This window comes from Maritalea sp. (genome assembly GCF_051251695.1).
Classification (GTDB): domain Bacteria; phylum Pseudomonadota; class Alphaproteobacteria; order Rhizobiales; family Devosiaceae; genus Maritalea.
The window spans coordinates 43527-64624 of sequence record NZ_JBPOEU010000011.1 but is presented as its reverse complement, the minus strand read 5'-3'; the positions used below and the strand labels follow the sequence as shown (position 1 = coordinate 64624).

Below are 21098 nucleotides of genomic sequence, written 5' to 3'. Positions count from 1 at the left end.
AAAATTTGAAAAAATTCCACAAAAAGTTGCGCCAATTGGGCACTTGTTTCACAAGGGGATAAGTTCAACAATTGCGCTGAACTGTTGCACCTTTGGGACCGTTCCTGTTCCCTAAATCATTGGCTTTGTATCGTTTTGGGGAGACTGTACACTTGGATCAAGAACGCACTGAGCTGGCGGCCAAATATGCTGTGGAGCGTGCGCGCGAGCGCGAAGAACGTGGTGTGGTTGCTACCTATATTTACGAACTAGCAAAAGCAGATCCGCAAAAAGCAGGTATCGCCATAACCTTGGCGAACGGCAAAACCATCTGCGCTGGTGATTGTAATGATGGGGTTACGATACAGTCTGTTTCCAAAATCTTTACACTGGCATTGGCTTTGGGCGCACAAGGCGACCGATTGTGGACGCGGGTGGGGCGAGAACCATCGGGTTCTTCATTTGATTCGATTTTGCAGCTGGAACATGAAAACGGCATTCCAAGGAACCCATTTGTGAATGCCGGCGCCATCGTGGTGACGGACGCCATTTTATCAAACTATCGTCCAAAGGAAGCGTTGGGTGAACTGGTTCAGTTCGTGCGCTCATTGGCAGATGACGATGAAATCATCATCGACAAGCTGGTCGCCCAATCAGAAGCTGAAACCGGCCACCGCAATCGCGCGCTTGCTAATTATTTGGCTTCACATGGCAATTTACGCAATTCAGTGGAAATGACTTTAGGCGTTTATTTCCACCAATGTGCGCTTTCAATGTCATGTGTGCAACTATCTCGCGCCGGGCGGTTCTTAGCGTTTGGCGGCGCGACCGGTGCGGGTGGACGTAAAATAGTTTCGGAAAGACGAGCAAGACGCATTGCGGCTATTATGCTGACATGTGGCCATTATGATGGTTCTGGTGAATTTGCATATCGTGTGGGCATTCCTGCGAAAAGCGGGGTGAGCGGCATGATCCTTGCCGTTGTGCCCGGTATCGCTTCAATCGCCGTGTGGTCGCCGGGATTAGACACAAGAGGCAATTCACTTGTGGGCACTGGGATGCTGGAAGATGTGGTGGATCAACTCAATTGGTCGGTTTTTGCGTGAGAGACGCGGATAATAAAAGAGGCACTTAGCCTAGCAGTTCACGCTTTTGCCTGCGTCGAAGAACAGAAGATGGGATATCCATCGCCTCGCGATATTTCGCAACAGTACGACGCGCGACCCCCATCTGATGTTGTTCATTTAAAATGACGGCGATTTTGTCATCTGACAAAATCTTCTTGGGGTCTTCCGCATCAATCAATTGCTTGATTTCGTGCCGCACAGCAGCGGCTGAGTGATCCTCATCACCACTCGTCGAGCTGGAAATGGCGCTGGTGAAAAAATATCGCAATTCAAAAAGCCCGCGTGGGGTGGCAACATATTTGTTGGCGGTGACCCGACTTATCGTAGATTCGTGCATATCCACAGCTTCAGCCACCATCTTCAACGTCATTGGTTTGAGGTGGGAAACGCCATGCAACAAAAAGCCATCCTGCATTCGAGCAATTTCACTGGTGACTTTCAAAATGGTTTGTGCGCGCTGGTCCAGACTTCTGGTTAGCCAGTTTGCGGTTTGCAAACATTCGGTGAGGTAGTTTTTTTCCTCGCCTTTCTTCGCTTTGGCCGACACTTCAGCATAATAAGTTCTGTTGATTAAAACGTTGGGCAAGACCTCGCTGTTCAGCTCAATTTCCCAACCGCCATCATTTGCTGGGCGAATATAAACATCTGGAACGACTGGTTGAATGGGCGTCCCCTCAAAAGAAACACCAGGACGCGGGTTAAGGCGCTTAATTTCATCCAGCATGTCTTTAAGGTCATCTTGGTCGCAATCGATCAATGCCATGAGTTCTTTGAATTTATGCGCTGCAACCAGATCAAGATGATCCAGCAAAGCCTGCATCATCGGATCAAGTCGGTCCTTTTCCTTGAGCTGGATGGCAAGACATTCAGGCACGTTCCGGGCAAATATGCCGATGGGATCACAGCCCTGAATAGCTTCGAGCACCGCTTCTACATGTCCTAGCTCGGTACCCAACAGGTCAGCAATTTGTGCCAACTCAATATTGATATATCCGGCTTCATTGAGATTTTCGATGATGGCACTGGCGATCAGCAAATCGCCCGGATGTCGCAAGATGAGGTGAACCTGTTCGATCAAATGATCACCAAGTGATTTGGTGGAGGAAACATATTGATCGATCTCAGCCTTTTCAGCGCCCACGCCGCCACTAAGGCTTTGGCCTCGCCCCTCTTGCCAGTTGGTGGTGGACTGAGAAACACTATCTTGCCCCACCTGCTCGGGAAATAGGCTGGCCGCGTCAGTATCCATTTCGCTTGCCAACGAAGTCGCGCTTTCAAACTGTTCACCCTGGCTGACAATATCAGTTGGACCACTATCGCCATGTTCAGGTTGGTCTGGTTCGGCGGAATTGCCTTCATTGTCACCGCGCTCATCAGCGTTGGGCTCTGCCCGGTCAAGCAGCGGATTATGTAGCAACTCATTTTCAACAAATGTAGAGAGCTCAAGATGCGACAGTTGCAACAGCTTGATTGACTGCATCAATTGAGGCGTCAATTTAAGCATTTGAGATTGTCTGAGTTCAAGGCGTGGCATTAGCGCCATTAAGTTTTGCTCCACTGCGCATCTGTTGCTATTGATGAAAATGCCACGATTTGCCCGCCATGCACAAGCCGCATATACAAGTTTCGTGCCAGTTTCTTTGTGAAGTTCCAAAGCGGGTTAATTAATTCTCAAATGCACAATGTTTGTCGAACACAGGAGAGCCGTCGTGAAATTAGATACAGGGGAACATTTCATAGGGCGATTTGAAGTCGAACAAAAATTTAAATGTGACGATTTGCAAGTTATTGGTCAGCGACTTAAGGCGTTGGGGAGCCAACCCTTCATGCAGGGAGGTTCAGAAACGGACATCTATCTCGATCTTCCTGACAATTCACTTTCCAGCAACAACCAAGCGCTGGTGGTTCGAGAGATGGTTCCTTCTAATCGGGTCTTGATTATTTCCAAAGGTCCGGGCGTTGATGAGTGCAGGTCGGTCGAAACCAAAGGCTTCGTAGAAGTCTGTCAGATGTTTTTTGGGCTGGGTTATCAGCAAACTCGGTGCATCAAGAAGGCTCGAGACGTACATTTTCTGGGCAAATGCCATGTTACGTTGGACAAGTTGGATGGGTTTGGCGCGTTTGTTGAAGTTGCCATCATGGTAGAAGAAGAACACCAACTGCTTGAAGCGAAAAGGCTTGTTGATGAAGCGGTACAACTTCTTGGGTTATCACTCACTAACTTGGAAACTCGTTCATATGCCCAAATAATTGATGCCGCAGCTAAAGCGTAAAATCTTCACCCAAATAGACCCGACGTGCTTCGGGGTCGGCGCTAATCGCCTCGGGTCGGCCTTGGATCATCACTTGCCCACCATGAATGATGTAAGCACGGTCCACCAACCCAAGCGTTTCGCGCACATTATGGTCAGTGATCAGCACGCCGATACCCCTATTGGTGAGTTGTTGCACCAGCGATTGAATTTCACCAACCGCGATCGGGTCAACCCCGGCAAACGGTTCATCCAAAAGCATAAACACAGGATCGGCAGCTAGCGCACGGGCAATTTCCACCCGACGGCGTTCCCCGCCAGAAAGCGCAAGCGCATCCGCGTCGCGAATATGGGTGATTGAAAACTCTTCCAGCAATTGATCCAGCCGTTCTTGGCGGCCTTTGCGCGATTTTACATGTCCCTCAAGAATAGCCAGAATGTTGTTTTTAACGCTCATTCCGCGGAAAATCGATGGCTCTTGCGGCAAATACCCCATGCCCAATCGTCCACGTTGGAAAAGCGGCAACTTGGTGATGGGCCGTCCGTGAAGTAGAATTTCACCCTGATCAGGCGCAATAATCCCCATGATCATTGAAAAGACGGTGGTTTTCCCGGCGCCATTCGGCCCTAAAAGGCCAACGGCCTCACCTCGGTTTACCGCAACCGATACATCGCGAATGACAACTTTTTTGCCATATGATTTGGCCAGTGAATGGGCAACCAGCCATCCCGTCGGGTCGAGTTCAGAGCTACTCACGACTAATTGTCCGATCCAAACACGGCGGTCACCCGGCCATCATCTTTGCCGGTGCCGACAAAACGTGTTGTATCGTTCGCCAAATCGATAACCATTTCTTCACTGTTTACAGCGTTGCTGCCGTCGGCTTGGGTAACAGACACATTGCCGATCATGCGCACTATCTTCGTTTTCGGGTCATAAATACCGTGATCTGAGATTGCTGTCTGGGTGCCATATTCCACACGGATGCGACCATCAGCTGTAATTTCCTTCAGCTCTGACGGACCGCCTTCTCCGTAGTACGCAATCACCCTTGGTGCCCAAAGTGTAAATGTTTTTTGGACAACCACCACGTCGCCAGTGAATGTTGCAATGTTTTGGTTTTCGTCAATATCAAATTGAGCGCCCGTAATGTTCACTGGCCCATCAGATTGAGCAAACGATGGTGTGCAAAATAGCGAAATTACCAGAAGGAATGTGGGTGTTAACGTGCTTAGGATCCGGGGGATGCTCATTGCTTTAACTCTTGTTCCGGCGAAGTGAAATTAAGGGTGAAGTTTTTGAATGTCCATAGTCCCCGTCCAGCATCATAATACATTGTGTCAGCATCAAGAGTTGTGCCATCAATAAATCGAAAGCTCACGCCGTCTTGGCCTTCAAATACTTGCTCTGCGATTTTTGCAAGACCACTACCAATTGTGCCCTCATCACCATTGCTCGCCAAAATATCTATCGTGGAAAGTAGTTCAAGTTCTTCACTTGAAAATGTGTATACACCATCTGCAGATGTTGCGCGAGCAGTGGTACCATCCGAAAAGTCGAGATCACCTAACAAATCAACAAGAGTGACAACATTTTGGTCGATTAAGTCGGTTTCCGCACTATGCGCAGAAACGTTGTATCGACCACCGTCACTCAAGTTTCCTTTGGCGCGAGGGGCATCAACAACCAATCGATCACCTGAAATGCGGATCGCATCAAACTGCGCGGTTGGAAAAAGCACTCCTAAAACAATGGGGGCGATCAAAACGAAAAACAACAACAGGCCGCACAGTGGCACCAGCAAGCGCAAGGTCCACACCACAAATTGACGTCGTTTAATCGCGTTAAACAACTGATCAACTTGCGGATGACGACCGCTTGAGCTTGCGTCCAGCATTAAAAGTGCCTGCCTATCTTAACTATGGGCAAAAATGTCAGTTTCAGGCCAACCAGCCAAATCCAATTGAACGCGTGTGGGCAAGAAATCAAAGCATGCCTTGGCCATTTCCAGTCGTCCTTCGCGTCGCAGCATGCGATCAAGATGGCGGCGTATATCATGCAAATAAAGCACGTCACTTGCGGCATATTCAGTTTGTGCGCTTGTTAATTCATCAGCGCCCCAGTCAGAACTTTGCTGCTGTTTTGACATATCAACGCCCAAAAGTTCGCGCGACAATTCTTTTAAACCATGACGATCCGTGTAGGTGCGCACCAGTTTAGAAGCAATTTTGGTGCAATATGATGGCGTGGTCATGGTGCCGAACGCATTATACAAAGAAGCGATATCAAACCGGGCAAAATGGAAAAGCTTGGTAACATCTTCGTCTGCGAGCAGTTTTTGAATGTTCGGCGCTTCGGTTTGTCCCAACTCGATCTGAACAACATCAGCGGTGCCGTCACCAGCAGAAAGTTGAACAACACACAAGCGATCACGAAACGGGTTTAACCCCATTGTTTCGGTGTCGATTGCCACTTGGCGTCCATAATTGTCTAAATTTGGCAGGTCGCCTTTGTGCAGTCTGATGGTCATAAAGTGGGCCTTATTATTTGAGCAAATCTTTTTTAAATCTTTACCTGCATTGGCAGGCAATTGAAACGGTTTATTCGATCCATTGTTTTTGTGTCCGCCAGACAAGTGGTTGTCAGATCGCACCCATTGCAAATCCAATTGCCATAGATAGCAAATACGTTATGATTTCAGCGATGTTCACGACCAAGGGGCGTGAACGATTTTGCGGAATTAGATAGGGGTTGGAACTGATTATGCTCAAAGAATTTAAGACTTTCGCCATGAAGGGCAACATGGTCGATTTGGCTGTCGGGGTTATCATTGGCGCGGCGTTCGGCGCGATCGTTGGCTCACTGGTCGACGACGTGTTTATGCCTGTAATTGGATTGCTGATTGGTGGCGTTGACTTTTCAAACATGTTCATCGTTCTAAAAGACGAAGCGGCTGGCAATTATGCAACATTGGCAGCAGCTCAAGAAGCTGGCGCGGTTACATTAAACATCGGCTTGTTTATCAACGCGGTCGTGAAATTCTTAATTGTGGCATTTGTGATCTTCTTGGTCGTCAAAGGCATCAATTCGATGAAGAAAAAAGAAGAAGCAGCGCCCAAAGCGCCGCCAGTACCTTCAAAAGAAGAAATTTTGTTGGCTGAAATTCGAGATCTCTTGGCCAAGAAATAAGCTCTCATATCAAATCGAGTGGGGTCGGTTTGCCGACCCCGTTCAACTCAGATCCAGATCCTAAATCGCCGCCAAAATATCATCAACATGTCGATCAGCAACCCTGTGCGGAAACTCGCCAGTGTCGCTGGATTTACGCAAAATTTGATCCGTTGTCTCACCAAGCTGTTTGACTTTGCCGTTTACCCAGCTTTGATCAGATATCTTGAGAATCTCCGCTGCAACATTGATGATCCCTCCACCGTTGACCACATAGTCTGGTGCGTAAAGTATGCCTTTATCGGCGAGCAGGCGCCCGCAATTATCATCAGCAAGTTGATTGTTGGCAGCCCCGGCAACCACCTTGACGTTAAGCTGAGCAATCGAGGGCACTGAAACGCTTGCGCCCATGGCACATGGCGCAAATATGTCCGCAGATTGAGCATAAATCGCATCAGGTTCGACAATCGTCGCGTTAAAACGTTCTTTTGCTTCATTGATGGCCATTGGGTTGATGTCTGCTGCAATAATCTTTGCGCCGGCATCATGCAGATAGTGGCAAAGGTGCATGCCAACATGGCCCAAACCTTGAAGCGCAATTGTTTTCCCGTTTAGATCGGGCGACCCCAAACCATGTTCTGCCGCAACTTTCATGCACAAAAACACCCCTTTTGCGGTGACCGGGGAAGGGTCTCCGCTCGCGTAGGGACCATCTGTCAAACCGGCGGCAAACGAGGTGAATTTGGCTGCCTCAGCGATATCTTCAACTGAAATCCCAACATCCTCAGCCGTGTAATAGCTGCCCTGAAGCGCCTCAACAAACCGCCCAAAAGCTTGCATCAGTTCAGGTGTTTTGTCCGTTTTAGGTTCAGCGATTATGACCGACTTTCCGCCGCCCAACGGCAGGCTTGCCGCCGCGTTTTTATATGTCATGCCACGTGCTAGTCGAAGGGCATCAATTGTCGCGGCTTCAAGACTGTCATATTTGAACATTCGGCATCCGCCAGCGGCAGGGCCCAATTTCGTACTGTGTAGCGCAATAATAGATTTTAGCCCCGAAGTGCTATCTTCGGCATAAACCACGCGCTCGTAACCTGGCGCATCTAGTTCTTTAATGATCATACCCAAATCCCCAGAGGTATTTTTATTTTTGTCTTGTTTTGGCGTGCGCGGCGACACCCGTCAACATCACAAACAAACAAAACTCCAAGATCGCCATTCATATTCGACTAAGGTTGGAAGGGATCAGCTAAAATAGGGTGACTAGTAGATAGTCTGCGTTCGACTAACCGGCCAGCAAGTGCGGCAACCACAGGACCAGTGATGGCACTGCGATGAGCAAAACGACGCGGATTAATTCTGCGGCGAAAAATGGCATCACGCCTTTAAATGTTTCGCTCATTGGGATGTCGTCGGACATTGATGAAATCACAAAGACATTTAGGCCCACCGGTGGCGTTATTAGGCCTAATTCGACAACAATGAGCGCTAGAATGCCGAACCAAATTTTAAGGTCATCGCTGCTCATGCCAAAGCCAGCGCCGACGGCCAATTGGAAATCACCGCCATTCAATTCAAGCAAAACGGGCCAGAAGAATGGGATTGCCAAAAGGATCATGGATAAAGAATCCATCAGGCAGCCCAATATGATGAGCGCGAGTAGCAGACAGGCCAGTATGACAAATGGTGGCAGTCCCGAACCAATCATCCATTCGGCCATGGCTTGAGGCACACCGGCCCGTGACATGAATATTTTGAGCATTTCCGCGCCCAGCAAAATCAAATAGATCATACCGCTGGTTTTGGCTGTTTCCTCTAAAACCGCACGAAGAGCTGTCCATTTAAGTTTGCCGCGAACTGTGCCGTAAATCCAAACGAGCAATACACCAATAGCTGCGGCGGGAGTTGGGTTAAACAGCCCAAAATAAATCCCGCCAATCACCAACCCGAAAATGATAAAAACCGGGAGGACCCCGATCGTCGCGCCAATCCATTCTCGTCGGGTTACGCGCTCGCCATTCGGGCCAGCATTTGGGAAAATGCGCACATAAATTGCAATGGTCAGCAAAAACAGCAGAACCGCCAATAAGCCTGGTACAAAAGCGGCCATAAACATGGTGACAATATTGGCCTCAACGATCACAGAGTAGATGATCAAAACGACCGATGGTGGAATGAGAATGCCCAGCACCCCGCCTGCGGCAAGTGTTCCCGTTGCAAGGGCTGGAGAATAATTTTGCTTGCGCAACTCGGGTAGGGCAACCTTCCCCATGGTCGACGCAGTTGCAAGCGAAGAGCCGCACACCGCGCCAAAACCCGCACATGCTGCGACTGCTGCCATGGCGGTGCCGCCTTTTGCCCAGCCAAACCACGCTTTCGCCGCGCGAAATAGATCATGGCTTAAACCCGCACGGGTCGCGAGGGCACCCATCAAGATGAACATCGGCAATACCGATAGGTCGTAAATAGAGAATTGCCCATAGGCCAATGTTTTGAGTTGGCTCATGAAAATGTCAGCACCATTGAGGAGCGTCACGCCAATGCCACCGACTAAAATCATCGCATAAGCAATGGGCATCCGCACAATGATAAGAGCGATCAGCGCCGCGAGACCTGCAAAACCGAGGGTGAGGGCATCAATCATTTTGTCCTCCCGTGAGGAGTTGAAAAATGTGATGGGCACTGGTGATCAAGCTGGCGATAGCCAAAAGTAAAAGCGACACCAAAATGGGAACAAACGCCATCCAATGGGGAACGCGCAGGATAGATGTCGTGTAGCCGTAATTGAGTTGATCCATCAGCCCATAGCTCATGCGCCACAATAAAATGCAGGCAAATATCAGCGCGACAATTGATCCCAAAAGCTTGAATATCAAAATGGTGCGCGGTTTGGCTTTACTGGTGAAAATGTCGGCGCTGACATTTGCGCCTTGGAGTTGGCAATAGGGTAGAAATGCAAACACAGCGATGGCGACGCCAATTTCGGTCAACTCAAAATCGCCGGGGAATGGAGTGCCAAACATCCCGCCAACAACCGAAACGCCGTTTACCGCCACGACGCCAAATAAGGCAATGCCACCAAGCATTGCCCACCATTGAATGAGCTTTTCGCTAAACTGAGTAACGCTTGTCCCGTAGGTGCTGATGTTCACGATGGGTGCTGCTTTGCAATTGGCTGTGGCTATCTTCTATCCAACCTCAGCGCAAGAATAAAGCGGTCATGCCTCATGCCGCAAAATCGTTCCTTAAAGAAGCGCCTTTACCTGATCCATCACAATCTTGCCCATGGCGTTCTTGGGGAGTTCATCAACGAATTTTACGGCTTTAGGGCGTTTGAATTTTGCAATTCGGCCATCTAGTTGTTCCAGTACAAATTCAGCAGACATTTCTCTGGATGCGTTGATGAAGGCAACAGGAACTTCGCCCCACTTTTCATGTGGCTGACCGACAACCGCGACTTCGCGCACACCATCAATTTGGCTCATAATGCGTTCGATTTCTGCTGGATAAATATTTTCACCGCCAGAAATGATGATGTTTTTACTTCGGTCGCAAAACCAATAAAGACCATTTTCATCGAGCGAGGCGATGTCACCGGTTTTAAACCACCCATCAACGAATATCTCGTTTGTTGCGTCGGTATCTTGCCAATATTCAGCAAAGCAATTGGGTGCTTTCACCCAAATTTCGCCCGGCTGCCCAAGGGGTGCTTCTTGTTCGCCAGCCATGAGCTTGATTGAACTGTTTAAGCCAACCCGCCCGATGGAGCCCACGCTGTCAAATGCTTCGCTGGCATGTTGATATACGCTGACGGGCCCGGTTTCGGTTGCGCCATATATTTGAACGACCGGCACATTTTTGGCATGCACGGCTTCAATCAAAGCAACCGGCACGTCGGTTGACCCGATGGCCATGCATTTTAAGGATGACATGTCGAGTTGAGCCCAGTCTGGCAATCCCAGCAAAGCGTTCAAAATGGTGGGCACAACAGTTACGAGTGAAACCTTGGTGTTTGTAACCCCGTGAATAAATATATCCGGCGAAAATTGCCCGGCTAACGTTACCGTGCCGCCAGCAAACAAAGTGGGCAATGTTTGAATATTTATCCCACCAACGTGAAACAGGGGCAGGAACGTCAATGCGTGGTCGTGCGCAGTGATGTCGAATGCATCCACACTTGCATAGGCGTTATATTGAACGGATTTTTGCGTATGAACGGCGCCCTTAGGGCGGCCGGTTGTACCGGACGTGTAAACCAGCAAAAACGGATCATCAATTGAGGCGTTGCCAAGTTGGGCTTCCTGACCTTGTGCCTCGCACAAGGTTGAAAGCGAATTTGAGTTATCCGCAAGTCCCTGACCTGTGCCAATTGCGCTCACATTCTCAACGCCACGAAGAACGTCTGGCACATGGGCAGCAAACGTATTGTCAAAAAACAGCGCGCTAACGCCTGCGTTTTTGGCGATGTAGTTCAACTCACGGGGCGCAAGGCGCCAATTGAGGGGCACAAAGATCAACCCAAGCGCAGCAGCGGCAAAAATCAGAACAAGCTCTTCGTCGCTGTTTTTACCATAAAATGCGATGCGGTCGCCCCGAACAAGACCTAAATCATGTTGAAGCACTGACGCGGTTCGGTCTACCGCAATACTAAGCCGCAAGTAACTATAGGCCACATGCTCGGCGCCCAAAAAGTTGAGGGCAACTTTATTGGGAGTGCGTTGAGCATGGCGACGCAGCCAATGATCAATTGTCTTTAGCTGCGTCTCTGGATTGTCGGTTTGCGCCCCAAGCTTCTTTGCTTGCGGCTTAGGCGTCATCTGTTTCGCCATCTTCGTAAAGTGCGCCTTTGCCCAATTTGTCCATGCACAATTCTGCGGTCCACGGCAACATTAGTGAGCCGCAACGGCTGTCCCGATAAAGCCGTTCAAGCGGCAAACTACGCAACATCGACTGGCCGCCACATGTGCGGATGGCGAGTTGTGAAATCTCGTTGGCATTTTCCATCACAGTGTATTGTGCCGACCAAGCGCGCAGCAATGCGTCTTTTGACGGCTCTGGGCGGGCTTCAGAAATTGACTGGAACCAAATCGCTTTAGTTTGTTCAAGCATGAGGCGCATTTGCGCAACTGCAAGCTGTTTGGTTGGGTACATGCGACGCTTAACCGGTGGCATACCTTCAATTTCTCCGCGTAAATATTTCACGGTGAAGTCGTATGCCGCTTGGGCGATACCCATATAGGATGGGGTAAGGGTCATGAACATATGTGGCCATTTTTGCGCGGCAGAGAAATAGATGCCACGTGGCATCAATTGCTCTTCGAACGGCACGAATACATCTTTAAAAATCAGGGTGCGCGATACAGTGCCGCGCATGCCGAGCGGATCCCAATCGCCAACAACGCTAACGCCTTCAGCGTCGTTTGGCACCGCAATATACATGGTGTGGCGACGTGATGGTTCTTCATCTGGCGTTTTAATCTCCGAGCAAAGCGCGCCGTAATAGTTGGCGTGACCGGATAATGAAGCAAAGATTTTCTTGCCGTTGATAATCCAACCTTTTTCAGTTCGAAGTGCTGTTGTGCCAAAAGCCTTAAACCCGGCAGCGGCTGCGCCCCCTTCAGAGAAAGGCTGTGCGTAAATCGCCCCCTCATTTAGAATTCGAGCGTAGTGGTGCGTGCGATATTTCTCGTGCTCTGCGCGAACATCATCGTCCATTGGCAATTGGTCCGCCAAGAAACCAGTCCAAAGACATGAGCTAACATGCATATTGAAAGTGAGGGCTGTCGCACCACAATAGCGGCCAATTTCCGCTGCAGTGAGCATATAGGTTTTAAAGTCCGCGCCCATGCCGCCAAATTGTTCGGGAATACAAACGCCAAGCAATCCTTCGTCACGCAAATCTTCGTAGTTCTCAGTCGGGAAGATGGCTTCACGGTCATATCGCTCAGCCCGGCCAGCAAATTTTGATTGGCCTAGCTCTCGGGCTTGTGTGGCCAAATTGGCCTGTTTTTCGGTGAGGCCCCAATCCTCAGGCGTAAACATTGGTTTGTCTTTTATGCTCATATTATCCTCCCAAACTCAAAAATTTCTTCACGATGGCGTTGGTCGCGGCGCCCGCTTCCAAATTGACCAAGTGGCCCGCGCCTTCCACTAAGTGAAATGCGGCATTCGGCATTTCAAGGGCCATTTTTTCCATGGTTTTTGCCGGTGCATTGCGATCATGTTCGCCAGCAATTAGGCATGTTGGATGCGAAATCGAGCTTAGATCTTCGCGGCGATTAAAAGTTACAAGGCACTCAATAATCGCGCGGTAAGTCTCCAGCGGAACTTCACTCATAGAATTTACCGCATTTGCGATATCAGTGGGGCTTGCAATTGGGCCAACAATTTCAGGCACAAACTCATTGGCGAGTTCAGCCATGCTTTTACCAGCGTCCAATGGGGCAAGCCGCGCTTTTAAGAATGCATCTTTGAATGTCTCATCGCGACCGCCAAATGCCGAAGTCGTGCCAACAAGGATTAGTTTTTCGACTCGTTCGGGAAAGCGAATGGCAAAATCTATCGCCACCATGCCGCCAATAGATTGACCCAGCAAAACAGCGCGTTCAATTCCAGCAGCGTCTAAAAAATCATGCAGCTTGTTCGAAAGCGTTTCGAACGTGACAGGGCTAATTAGCCGTGAACCACCATAGCCCGGTAAATTTAGGGCAATCACGCGGGCATATTTTGACAACTCATCCAGTTGCGGGCGAAAACTGTCGGTGTTGCCACCAATGCCGTGCAGGCAAACCACTGGTATGTCGCTGACGCCATAATCTTCAAAGGTGAGATCGATTAAGTTTTTCATCAATCGACCAATTGCCCGTTTTTAACGACATTTTGCCCATCAAGCGAGATGGTGCATTCCATCATGGGGAGATCGAAATGCCCTTGGGTGAACCGGTTCGCAAATTCGTTAGCGCCGGTGGAATAAAGGAAATTGCCAGCCACCGCCCGTAGCTCAGTGCAATTTGTGTCGCGCTTGTCATACATGGTGAGCGCTTCATATCGCGCACCTTTGTTTAGACCCCAACCAACGTGGCTGGTGGCATAGGCTTCTGGGTCATTAAAGTCAGCCAGATAAGTGCGCATCAGCTTGGCATCAACCCCCATGCCTTCAACATTCACCACATAATCATTTTCAAGAACAAACGTGACTTGGCTTTCGAAATAGCGCTTGAACGTCAGGTTCATATCACCGGGCTGAAAAACCAAACGGCCATTTGTTGTGCCCTTTGCAGGGAACGAAACCACGATGCCGCCAGGCCAATGGGCCAAGGTGCCTGGCCTGTCTGTCCAGCCCCAAACACCAACCGTTGATGCGTCTTGCATGTTGACGATCAAGTCAGTTCCCGCGTCGCTCGTTACACGCATTTGCTTTGCTTGTCGGCATTGTTTTGCTGCGGCTTTGACGCGTTCTTTTAAGTCTTCGGTCGGACGGCACCGTTCCAAAGCGTCTGGGTGCTCATTTGAAATGTTAAGGATGCGCGCGCCACTTTTCAGAATGTCGCCGGTTTGCTTGGCGTGCATCAATCCTTCAACCGTGAGGTCAATAATAAAATCTGCTTCGCAAAGCGCTTTAACTGCATTGGGCTGATGATCCAAAGCAAGTGATGCGCCAGATGATCGGATGAGCGGCGTGTTCTGTTGGGTTGGTGTTGGGACCTTCAAATGGAAGAATTCTGCCCCAGTGCGCGATAGAGCCAATTCCGCCAGATGTACATTTACATCACGGCTTTGGGTTTCAGAAAGAATGATGGCCTTTTGGTCTTTAGCGACTTTGCAAAGATCAATTGTTTCCCAAAAACTGTCGATCCATTTCGCCTCAATTCTGTCAGCAATCATTCTATTATTCCCTTGTCAGGCTCGGTCTTGTGCCAATTGTTCAGGTAAATATTGATTGCTATATATATGAATATGGAATATATGAAAAGTAATAATTATAACTATAAATCAATTGGTGGGCGAGCTGATGACAAACGTTAGAAAGTTTCGAGATGCTTTGGGGAAGTTCGCAACCGGTGTTGCCGTTGTGACAACCCTAAACGAAAACGCCGACCCAATTGGCGTGACGGTCAATTCATTCTCAAGCGTTTCGCTGGACCCACCGTTGGTGTTGTGGTCGCTCACAAATAGGTCACCAAATTTGGAGATATTTCAACGCGCATCACACTTCGTCATTAATATTCTGGCGAGCGATCAAGAGCATGTAAGCAATCAATTTGCACGACCGGTTGAGGATCGTTTTGCCAATGTTGAGTGTAAAGCCGGCATCGGTGGTGTGCCTGTTTTATCTGGCACACTCGCGTGTTTTGAATGTGAAAATGCCTGGGCGACAGAAGGTGGAGATCATACTGTATTTTTCGGTAAAGTGCTGAACTATGACGAAGCCGACCTTGCGCCATTGCTGTTTTTCTCAGGCAAATATGGGACAGCAAGCCATGCAAACTAAGAAGGCTGAAATGCCCAAAGACCAATCATTCTCCGATGACTATTTGCTCTATCTGCTCGCGCAGGCGAGTGCCGCAGCAAGTGGTGAATTTCACGCCTATCTGGCGCAGGAAGGCATGAGCGTGCCTAAATGGCGTATTTTGGCGAGCCTTTATCCAGACAAACAACAGCGCGTGGGGCAATTGGCCCGTCAGTGTATGCAAAAGCAACCAACACTCACCCGTATTCTTGATCGGATGGAAGAGGATGGACTTGTTTTGCGGCTTCATTCTAAAGAGAATCGTCGCGAAGTGAATATATCTTTGACTGACATTGGCAAAGAGCTGGCCAATAAGTTCGTTAAGCGCGCTCATGCGCACGAAAATTCCGTGCTGGCGGAATATAGTGAAACCGAAGCTCGGGCGCTCAAAGACGCGCTAAAGGTGCTGACGCGGCGCTCCGCCAATAGCCCATAATCTAGTTGTCATATCCTAATTGCACAAAAATCACCCCAGGCAGATTACCAAGATTGTCTGTATCGTCAGGTTTCATGTCATCTTTTGCCGCAACATTTGACCGCTTATAAAGCTCGACAAAGCCCGTAGGATCAAGCTAAACAACCTGCAAGTGACGCAAGGCATATTGGCCGTCTTGCGGGTGGTTCTGGCGCAACAGATGACAAAGGTTCAAAAGATGAGCGACAATGCGAGCAAATTGATCACAATTTTTGGCGGATCAGGTTTTGTGGGGCGCCAGTTGGTGCAAGAACTTGCAAAAGACGGGCATCGCATTCGCGTTGCGGTTCGTCGTCCTGATCTTGCTGGTGACGTCAAGCCGCTTGGCGCTGTTGGTCAAATTCAACCCATTCAAGCAAATGTACGCTTTCCAGATTCAGTCATTCGCGCCGTAAAAGGCGCCGACATCGTGATCAATCTTATAGGCATTTTGTCTCAGGGTGGGAAACAACGATTTGACGTGGTGCAAACACAGGGCGCTAAAACTGTCGCTGAAGCGGCCAAGATTGCTGGCGTTGAAACGCTTGTACATATGTCTGCGTTAGGCGCGAATAAAGAATCTAAAAGCGAATATGCGCGCTCAAAAGCCTTGGGCGAAGAAGCGGTGCTTAAAGAATTTCCAAAAGCGGTTATCATTCGTCCATCGATCATTTTTGGGCTTGATGATGGTTTCTTCAATTTGTTCGGCGCCCTCGCGCGTCTGTCTCCTGTTTTGCCCCTTGTTGGTGGCGAAACAAAAATGCAGCCCATTTATGTTGGTGATGTTGCACAAGCGATTGCGGTTGCTGCAAATGGTGGCGTTAAGGGCGGCAAGATTTATGAAATCGGCGGACCTGAAATTGAAACGATGGGCGAATTGATGCAGCGTGTATTGCGCGAATCTGGACGTTCAAACTTCGTTCTGCCGTTGCCAACCCCCGTCGCCAAATTTGTTGGGTCGATCTTACAGATTTTGCCAAACCCGATGCTTACAGCCGATCAGGTTATCTTGTTGCAAAGCGACAATGTGGTTTCTGATGAGGCGATGAAGCAAAAACGTAACCTGAGCGCGTTCGGCGTAAAGCCAACGACAATGGACGCTGTTTTGCCAACTTATATGTGGCGCTTTCGCAAAAACGGTCAGTTCGAAGAAAATATGCCAACGGCAAACTAATGCCGAAAGGCATCTGAATATGCGGGGTTTGCGCTTAGCCAATAAGGCCGAGCGCAAACAATCCCACAACACCCACAATAATGCGCCACCAGCCAAACAGGGCAAACCCGTAGCGCGACACAAAATCCAACAAATAGCGCACAACAATTGCACCGACGATGAACGCGGCGGCAAAACCAACGGCTATATCTAGGCCAGCATCTACCGTGATCAGATCAATGTTTTTATAAAGGTCGTATCCGAACGCCCCCGTCATAATCGGCAGGGCGATGAAAAAGGTAAATTCAGCGGCCGAGCGCTTGTCGGTGCCCATCAGCATGGAGCCGACAATTGTTGCACCTGAGCGCGAAACGCCGGGGACGAGCGCCAACATTTGAAATAGCCCGATGCCAAAGCATAAGGGCAACGGAAATTCATAAATGTCGGTATATTTGGGCTCCAGCTTCATGCGATCAACGATGAGCAGGATGATGCCGCCGGTGATCAGCATCGAGCAGATGATCAGTGGCGTGTTGTACAGTACGGTTTTGATGTAACCGTGTAACAAAACACCAGCAATTGCTGCAGGAAAAGAGGCGAGCAAAACGCCTGCCGCGAATTTAAGCGCGTAAGGCTTCCCCCTCAAAGCATCTAGGGCCAAGTCCAACAGTTTTTTGAAATAAATCGTCACGATGGCCAAAATCGCACCGAGCTGAATGAGCACTTCAAACGAGCGTCCAGGGTTCTCAAACCCGAGCCATTTACCAAGCAGTAAAATGTGCGCGGTCGATGAAACAGGTAAGAACTCTGTTAACCCTTCCACAATGCCAAGGATGAGGGGCACAAAAATGCCTTGATCAACAGCCATGAGTTCTCCTATCAATCGATGAAAATTTGGCGCAAATTAACGATAAGACGTTATCGTTGTTCTAACGCAGCCTGCCAAGCGAAAAAAGTAACATGCAAAAAATGTTACAAAAACCAAAAAGGGGTCAAGAAAATGTCTGTACCACAATTGCTACATTATACACTTGACCCAACGTCTCGTTTGGTGCGCCTGATGTGCGCTGAATATGGCAAAGACATCGAGTTGGTTCACCTTAAAGCTTGGCGGCGCGAACAGGACTTTCTGGATGTAAATCCAGCCGGCGAAGTGCCTGTATTGCACGTTGACGATCAATTGACATTGGTTGGCGCAAGCGCTGTGATCTATTTCATTGAAGAACAATTCGGCGCAGAGCCTTTATTATTGCCCAAAGAACCCGTTTTGCGAGCAGAAACGCGGCGTTTGACGGATTGGGCGTTGGGTAAATTTTCCGACGATGTATCGCGCTATATTGTTGAAGAAAAATTCATCAAAAACGATCGTCCCGGCGGCACGCCAGATACAACAGTGTTGCGCGCGGCACGGGCAAACTTGAGTGAACATCTTGCCTATTTCAATTATGTCCTAGCAACCCGTCCCTGGTTGGCTGGAGGCGAAATGACGTTGGCAGATTTTGCTTTGGCAGCACAAATTTCAACGCTGGATTACCTCTCAGAAATGCCGTGGGATAGTGTTGCAGAAGTGAAAGCTTGGTATCAGCGCTTGAAATCACGCCCAGCTTTTCGCCCGTTGCTGCTTGATCGTGTTGTTGGAATGCCAGCATCTGCAAATTATGCGGATTTGGATTTTTGATTGTTACCCCAAACCGATAAAATTCTAGCTGACATCAAAAAGCGAGCTGAACGCTTGGGATTTGTGCATTTTGGTGTCACGGGCGCCGACGTACCCGACCTTTGGGGCGAACGATTGCAAACCGCTATCGGCGAGCAATGGCATGGCGATATGCACTGGATGGCCGAAACTCTAGATCGTCGTATTTCACCAAAAACCTTATGGCCTGAAGCGAAATCAGCAATTGTTTTGGCCTATAATTATACACCCGACAGCAACCCGATGGATTTGTTGGAACAGCGGGAAAAGGGCATAATTTCCGCCTACGCCCGCAATCGTGACTATCACGACATTATTAAAGGCAAGCTCAAAGAACTGGCGGGTGTCATGGCGCGTCAGTTGCAGGCCCAGGTAAAGGTGTTTGTTGATACGGCCCCCTTGATGGAAAAACCGTTGGCGCAACAAGCTGGCATTGGCTGGCAGGGCAAGCATAGCGTTTTGGTATCAAAGGATGAGGGGTGCTGGCTGTTTCTAGGCACCATTCTAACAGATGCGGAACTAGCTCCGGACGAACCAGAGCAGGACCATTGCGGTTCCTGCACGAGATGTTTGGATATCTGCCCCACTAATGCGTTTCCGGCCCCCTATAAACTAGATGCCCGAAAATGCATCGCCTATCTCACCAACGAGTTTAAAGGCATTACTCCGCCGGAATTTAGGGTGCCCATCGGCAATAGAATTTATGGGTGTGATGATTGTTTGGCGGTTTGCCCATGGAACAAGTTTGCGCAAACAACGTCGGATGCAAAATTGCAAATGCGCGACGATCTGCGCGCGCCAGACCTGATCGAACTCGCAAAATTGGACGACGCTCAGTTTCGCACGCTCTTTGCGGGTTCACCGGTTAAACGACTGGGGCGTGATGCATTTATTAGAAATGTTCTGATCGGGTTGGGAAATGCGAGTGGACATGATATGGTGTTGGCGATCAAACCACACTTACATGATGCAAACCCAATCGTGCGGGCCACCGCAGTTTGGGCGTTGACGCAGCATTTAAGCGCCACCATCTTCGCGCAATATAGATCGAGCGCATTGCAAACTGAAACTGATAAGGACGTCATTGCCGAATGGAACGGGAAAGCCAGCTAAAACTGCTGATTTTTGGCATGGGTTATTCCGGCAAGGCCATAGCCAAAAAGTGGACAGGGGCTGTGGTTGGCACCACACGAAGCGCCACGAAGCAAGAGGCTTTGAAGTCTGAGGGTCTGGACGCTGTTTTATTTGACGGGCAGCTGAGCGAAGAACTTGGTCATCACATTGAAACCGCAACGCATATCATAATTTCAGCTTCACCAAATGCAGCCGGTGATCCGGTGCTCATCGCCATTCCAGATTTTTTTGATCGTGTGAAGGCACTGGAGTGGATCGGATATCTATCCACTGTTGGTGTTTATGGCGATTTTGATGGTGCCTGGATTTCAGAGAAAACGCCGCCTCAACCCGTTTCGGAACGGGGAAAATGGCGGGTAAAGGCTGAGGAGCAGTGGCGCGAATATACAGATCAGCAAGATGTTGCCTATGCAATATTTCGGCTTGCTGGCATTTATGGCCCGGCCCGTTCGACATTCGATAAACTTCGCGATGGCAAGTCGCGTTGTATCGTAAAGCCCGGACAAGTATTCAACCGCATTCACGTTGATGACATCGCGCAAACGCTTTGTGCCGCTGCAAATTTGCGCATAGAGGGTGTTTTTAATGGTGCGGATGATGAACCGGCGCCACCGGGTATTGTTATTGAACATGCGGCCAAAATGCTTGGTGTCGATCCGCCAGCAAAAGAACCGTATGAAACGGCTAAAATGACGCCCATGGCGCGGTCTTTTTACGGTGACAATAAAAGATGCGGCAATGGACGGCTAAAGAAAGACCTTGGGGTGACCTTGCTTTATCCAACTTACCGCGAAGGCCTAAATTCTATTTTGGCAAAAGAGAGAGAATAATTTGTTTGAGCTTGTCTAAATCTCTTGGACGTGAAAGCCGATGATCGCCATCTGGCACCAAAGTTAGATTTGCATCGTCGAGCATAAGATGTTGAAGCAGCCGTTGAGCATGGCTTGGGGGCACGTCAGGGTCTTGCTGGCCCTGTATGATATGAACAGGACACCCGGTTTCAATTGGCTTGCCAAACAATAGGTGTTGTTCGCCGTCATCCAATAGCTTTTGCGTATAAATATAGGGCTCATCGGAATAGGCGCTGGGCACCTTGATGTACCCGACGGCCTTCATTTCAGCGAGTTGCGCGGTTGAAAACCTCAAAGGAACAAGTTCGCGCGACATGTCCACTGCCGGGGCGATCAACACAATTCCTAATACGTTTTTGTGTCCGCGTTGGCGCAAATGTTTGTTGAGCAAAAGCGCCAGCCATCCGCCCATCGACGAGCCGACTAAAATCTGGGGCCCATTTGTGGATTTTTCAAACACCGCGATGGCGTCTTCAAGCCAAAGCGAAATGCAAGCCTCGTAGAAATCCCCGCTTGATTGACCATGGCCCATATAGTCGAAGCGTGTTACTGCCAAACCATGCTCTTGGCCAAATTGGTCAAGCGCCAATACCTTATTGCCGCGCATGTCTGAATTATAGCCGCCAAGCCAAAAAATGCCCGCTCCGTTGCCCTTACGATGCGTAATGGCGATGTCCCGCTGTTGTTTGCCAGCGCCAAGTTGGATTTTATCGGTAAAAGGGAGCACGAACATCCGCCGAATCTTAAGTAAATCGTCCCTTTTGATAAAAGAGT

Annotated in this window: 23 protein-coding genes; 9 read left to right on the top strand and 14 right to left on the bottom strand. The window is 49.2% G+C overall.

What is annotated here, in order from left to right:
- The first annotated feature begins 173 nt into the window (after positions 1–173).
- Positions 174–1085: a glutaminase gene (locus ACSHWX_RS08375; protein ID WP_435667822.1), complete on the top strand. Its 912-nt coding sequence runs from the start codon at positions 174–176 to the stop codon at positions 1083–1085.
- Between the two features lie 25 nt (positions 1086–1110).
- Here ACSHWX_RS08375 and rpoN read toward each other — a convergent pair whose 3' ends face one another.
- The gene (gene rpoN, locus ACSHWX_RS08370) at positions 1111–2649 is read right to left on the bottom strand and encodes an RNA polymerase factor sigma-54 (RefSeq protein ID WP_435667751.1); all 1539 of its coding nucleotides are present in this window, start codon (positions 2647–2649) and stop codon (positions 1111–1113) included.
- A 166-nt stretch (positions 2650–2815) separates the two neighbouring features.
- Between rpoN and ACSHWX_RS08365 the strand changes: the two genes are divergently transcribed.
- Positions 2816–3379: a class IV adenylate cyclase gene (locus ACSHWX_RS08365; RefSeq protein WP_435667750.1), complete on the top strand. Its 564-nt coding sequence runs from the start codon at positions 2816–2818 to the stop codon at positions 3377–3379.
- On the opposite strand, the gene lptB is transcribed toward ACSHWX_RS08365, so the two are convergent.
- Genes lptB through ACSHWX_RS08345 form a run of 4 tightly spaced genes read right to left on the bottom strand, consistent with a single transcriptional unit; the run spans position 3369 to position 5889 of the window.
- Positions 3369–4130: an LPS export ABC transporter ATP-binding protein gene (gene lptB / locus ACSHWX_RS08360; protein ID WP_435667821.1), complete on the bottom strand. Its 762-nt coding sequence runs from the start codon at positions 4128–4130 to the stop codon at positions 3369–3371. The two genes, ACSHWX_RS08365 and lptB, sit on opposite strands and share 11 nt — an antisense overlap.
- A complete protein-coding gene (locus ACSHWX_RS08355; protein ID WP_435667749.1) occupies positions 4118–4612 on the bottom strand; it encodes an LptA/OstA family protein in 495 nt (164 codons plus the stop codon). Before ACSHWX_RS08355 ends, lptB begins: the two co-directional genes overlap by 13 nt.
- Positions 4609–5256, bottom strand: a complete 648-nt coding sequence (locus ACSHWX_RS08350) for a hypothetical protein (protein WP_435667748.1) — start codon at positions 5254–5256, stop codon at positions 4609–4611. The genes ACSHWX_RS08355 and ACSHWX_RS08350 overlap by 4 nt, the downstream gene beginning before the upstream one ends.
- Positions 5257–5274: 18 nt before the next feature.
- Positions 5275–5889 carry a ribonuclease D gene (locus ACSHWX_RS08345; RefSeq protein ID WP_435667747.1) on the bottom strand — a complete coding sequence of 205 codons (615 nt, stop codon included), beginning with the start codon at positions 5887–5889 and terminating at the stop codon, positions 5275–5277.
- A 233-nt stretch (positions 5890–6122) separates the two neighbouring features.
- On the opposite strand from ACSHWX_RS08345, the gene mscL reads away from it, so the two are divergent.
- Entirely contained in the window at positions 6123–6548 is a 426-nt protein-coding gene (gene mscL / locus ACSHWX_RS08340; RefSeq protein WP_435667746.1) for a large conductance mechanosensitive channel protein MscL, read from the top strand.
- Between the two features lie 60 nt (positions 6549–6608).
- Here the strand turns inward: mscL and ACSHWX_RS08335 are convergent, their stop codons facing one another.
- From ACSHWX_RS08335 to ACSHWX_RS08305, 7 genes are all read right to left on the bottom strand, one after another.
- The gene (locus ACSHWX_RS08335) at positions 6609–7649 is read right to left on the bottom strand and encodes a Leu/Phe/Val dehydrogenase (protein WP_435667745.1); all 1041 of its coding nucleotides are present in this window, start codon (positions 7647–7649) and stop codon (positions 6609–6611) included.
- Between the two features lie 163 nt (positions 7650–7812).
- Entirely contained in the window at positions 7813–9171 is a 1359-nt protein-coding gene (locus tag ACSHWX_RS08330; protein ID WP_435667744.1) for a TRAP transporter large permease, read from the bottom strand.
- Positions 9164–9679 (bottom strand): TRAP transporter small permease, encoded by a 516-nt coding sequence (locus ACSHWX_RS08325; RefSeq protein WP_435667743.1) that lies wholly within the window; start codon positions 9677–9679, stop codon positions 9164–9166. The genes ACSHWX_RS08330 and ACSHWX_RS08325 overlap by 8 nt, the downstream gene beginning before the upstream one ends.
- A 93-nt stretch (positions 9680–9772) precedes the next feature.
- A complete protein-coding gene (locus ACSHWX_RS08320) occupies positions 9773–11344 on the bottom strand; it encodes an AMP-binding protein (protein ID WP_435667742.1) in 1572 nt (523 codons plus the stop codon).
- The gene (locus ACSHWX_RS08315; protein ID WP_435667741.1) at positions 11334–12590 is read right to left on the bottom strand and encodes an acyl-CoA dehydrogenase family protein; all 1257 of its coding nucleotides are present in this window, start codon (positions 12588–12590) and stop codon (positions 11334–11336) included. The genes ACSHWX_RS08320 and ACSHWX_RS08315 overlap by 11 nt, the downstream gene beginning before the upstream one ends.
- Position 12591: 1 nt before the next feature.
- Positions 12592–13374 (bottom strand): alpha/beta fold hydrolase, encoded by a 783-nt coding sequence (locus tag ACSHWX_RS08310; RefSeq protein ID WP_435667740.1) that lies wholly within the window; start codon positions 13372–13374, stop codon positions 12592–12594.
- Positions 13374–14411 (bottom strand): peptidase M29, encoded by a 1038-nt coding sequence (locus tag ACSHWX_RS08305; protein ID WP_435667739.1) that lies wholly within the window; start codon positions 14409–14411, stop codon positions 13374–13376. The genes ACSHWX_RS08310 and ACSHWX_RS08305 overlap by 1 nt, the downstream gene beginning before the upstream one ends.
- A gap of 127 nt (positions 14412–14538) precedes the next feature.
- On the opposite strand from ACSHWX_RS08305, the gene ACSHWX_RS08300 reads away from it, so the two are divergent.
- The 3 genes from ACSHWX_RS08300 (at position 14539) to ACSHWX_RS08290 (ending at position 16664) form a co-directional block, all read left to right on the top strand.
- Positions 14539–15018, top strand: a complete 480-nt coding sequence (locus tag ACSHWX_RS08300) for a flavin reductase family protein (RefSeq protein ID WP_435667738.1) — start codon at positions 14539–14541, stop codon at positions 15016–15018.
- The gene (locus ACSHWX_RS08295) at positions 15008–15472 is read left to right on the top strand and encodes a MarR family winged helix-turn-helix transcriptional regulator (protein ID WP_435667737.1); all 465 of its coding nucleotides are present in this window, start codon (positions 15008–15010) and stop codon (positions 15470–15472) included. Before ACSHWX_RS08300 ends, ACSHWX_RS08295 begins: the two co-directional genes overlap by 11 nt.
- 199 nt (positions 15473–15671) lie before the next feature.
- The gene (locus ACSHWX_RS08290; RefSeq protein WP_435667736.1) at positions 15672–16664 is read left to right on the top strand and encodes a complex I NDUFA9 subunit family protein; all 993 of its coding nucleotides are present in this window, start codon (positions 15672–15674) and stop codon (positions 16662–16664) included.
- Between the two features lie 34 nt (positions 16665–16698).
- On the opposite strand, the gene ACSHWX_RS08285 is transcribed toward ACSHWX_RS08290, so the two are convergent.
- Positions 16699–17511, bottom strand: coding sequence for an undecaprenyl-diphosphate phosphatase (locus tag ACSHWX_RS08285; RefSeq protein ID WP_435667735.1), 813 nt, complete (start codon positions 17509–17511; stop codon positions 16699–16701).
- Positions 17512–17643: 132 nt separating this feature from the next.
- Here ACSHWX_RS08285 and ACSHWX_RS08280 point away from each other — a divergent pair, with 132 nt between their 5' ends.
- Genes ACSHWX_RS08280 through ACSHWX_RS08270 form a run of 3 tightly spaced genes read left to right on the top strand, consistent with a single transcriptional unit; the run spans position 17644 to position 20303 of the window.
- Complete coding sequence (locus ACSHWX_RS08280) at positions 17644–18321, top strand: glutathione S-transferase family protein (protein WP_435667734.1); 678 nt, start codon at positions 17644–17646, stop codon at positions 18319–18321.
- Entirely contained in the window at positions 18322–19452 is a 1131-nt protein-coding gene (gene queG / locus ACSHWX_RS08275) for a tRNA epoxyqueuosine(34) reductase QueG (protein ID WP_435667733.1), read from the top strand.
- Positions 19431–20303, top strand: coding sequence for an SDR family oxidoreductase (locus tag ACSHWX_RS08270; protein WP_435667732.1), 873 nt, complete (start codon positions 19431–19433; stop codon positions 20301–20303). The genes queG and ACSHWX_RS08270 overlap by 22 nt, the downstream gene beginning before the upstream one ends.
- Here the strand turns inward: ACSHWX_RS08270 and ACSHWX_RS08265 are convergent.
- Entirely contained in the window at positions 20278–21057 is a 780-nt protein-coding gene (locus ACSHWX_RS08265) for an alpha/beta hydrolase (protein ID WP_435667731.1), read from the bottom strand. The two genes, ACSHWX_RS08270 and ACSHWX_RS08265, sit on opposite strands and share 26 nt — an antisense overlap.
- Positions 21058–21098 lie beyond the last annotated feature (41 nt).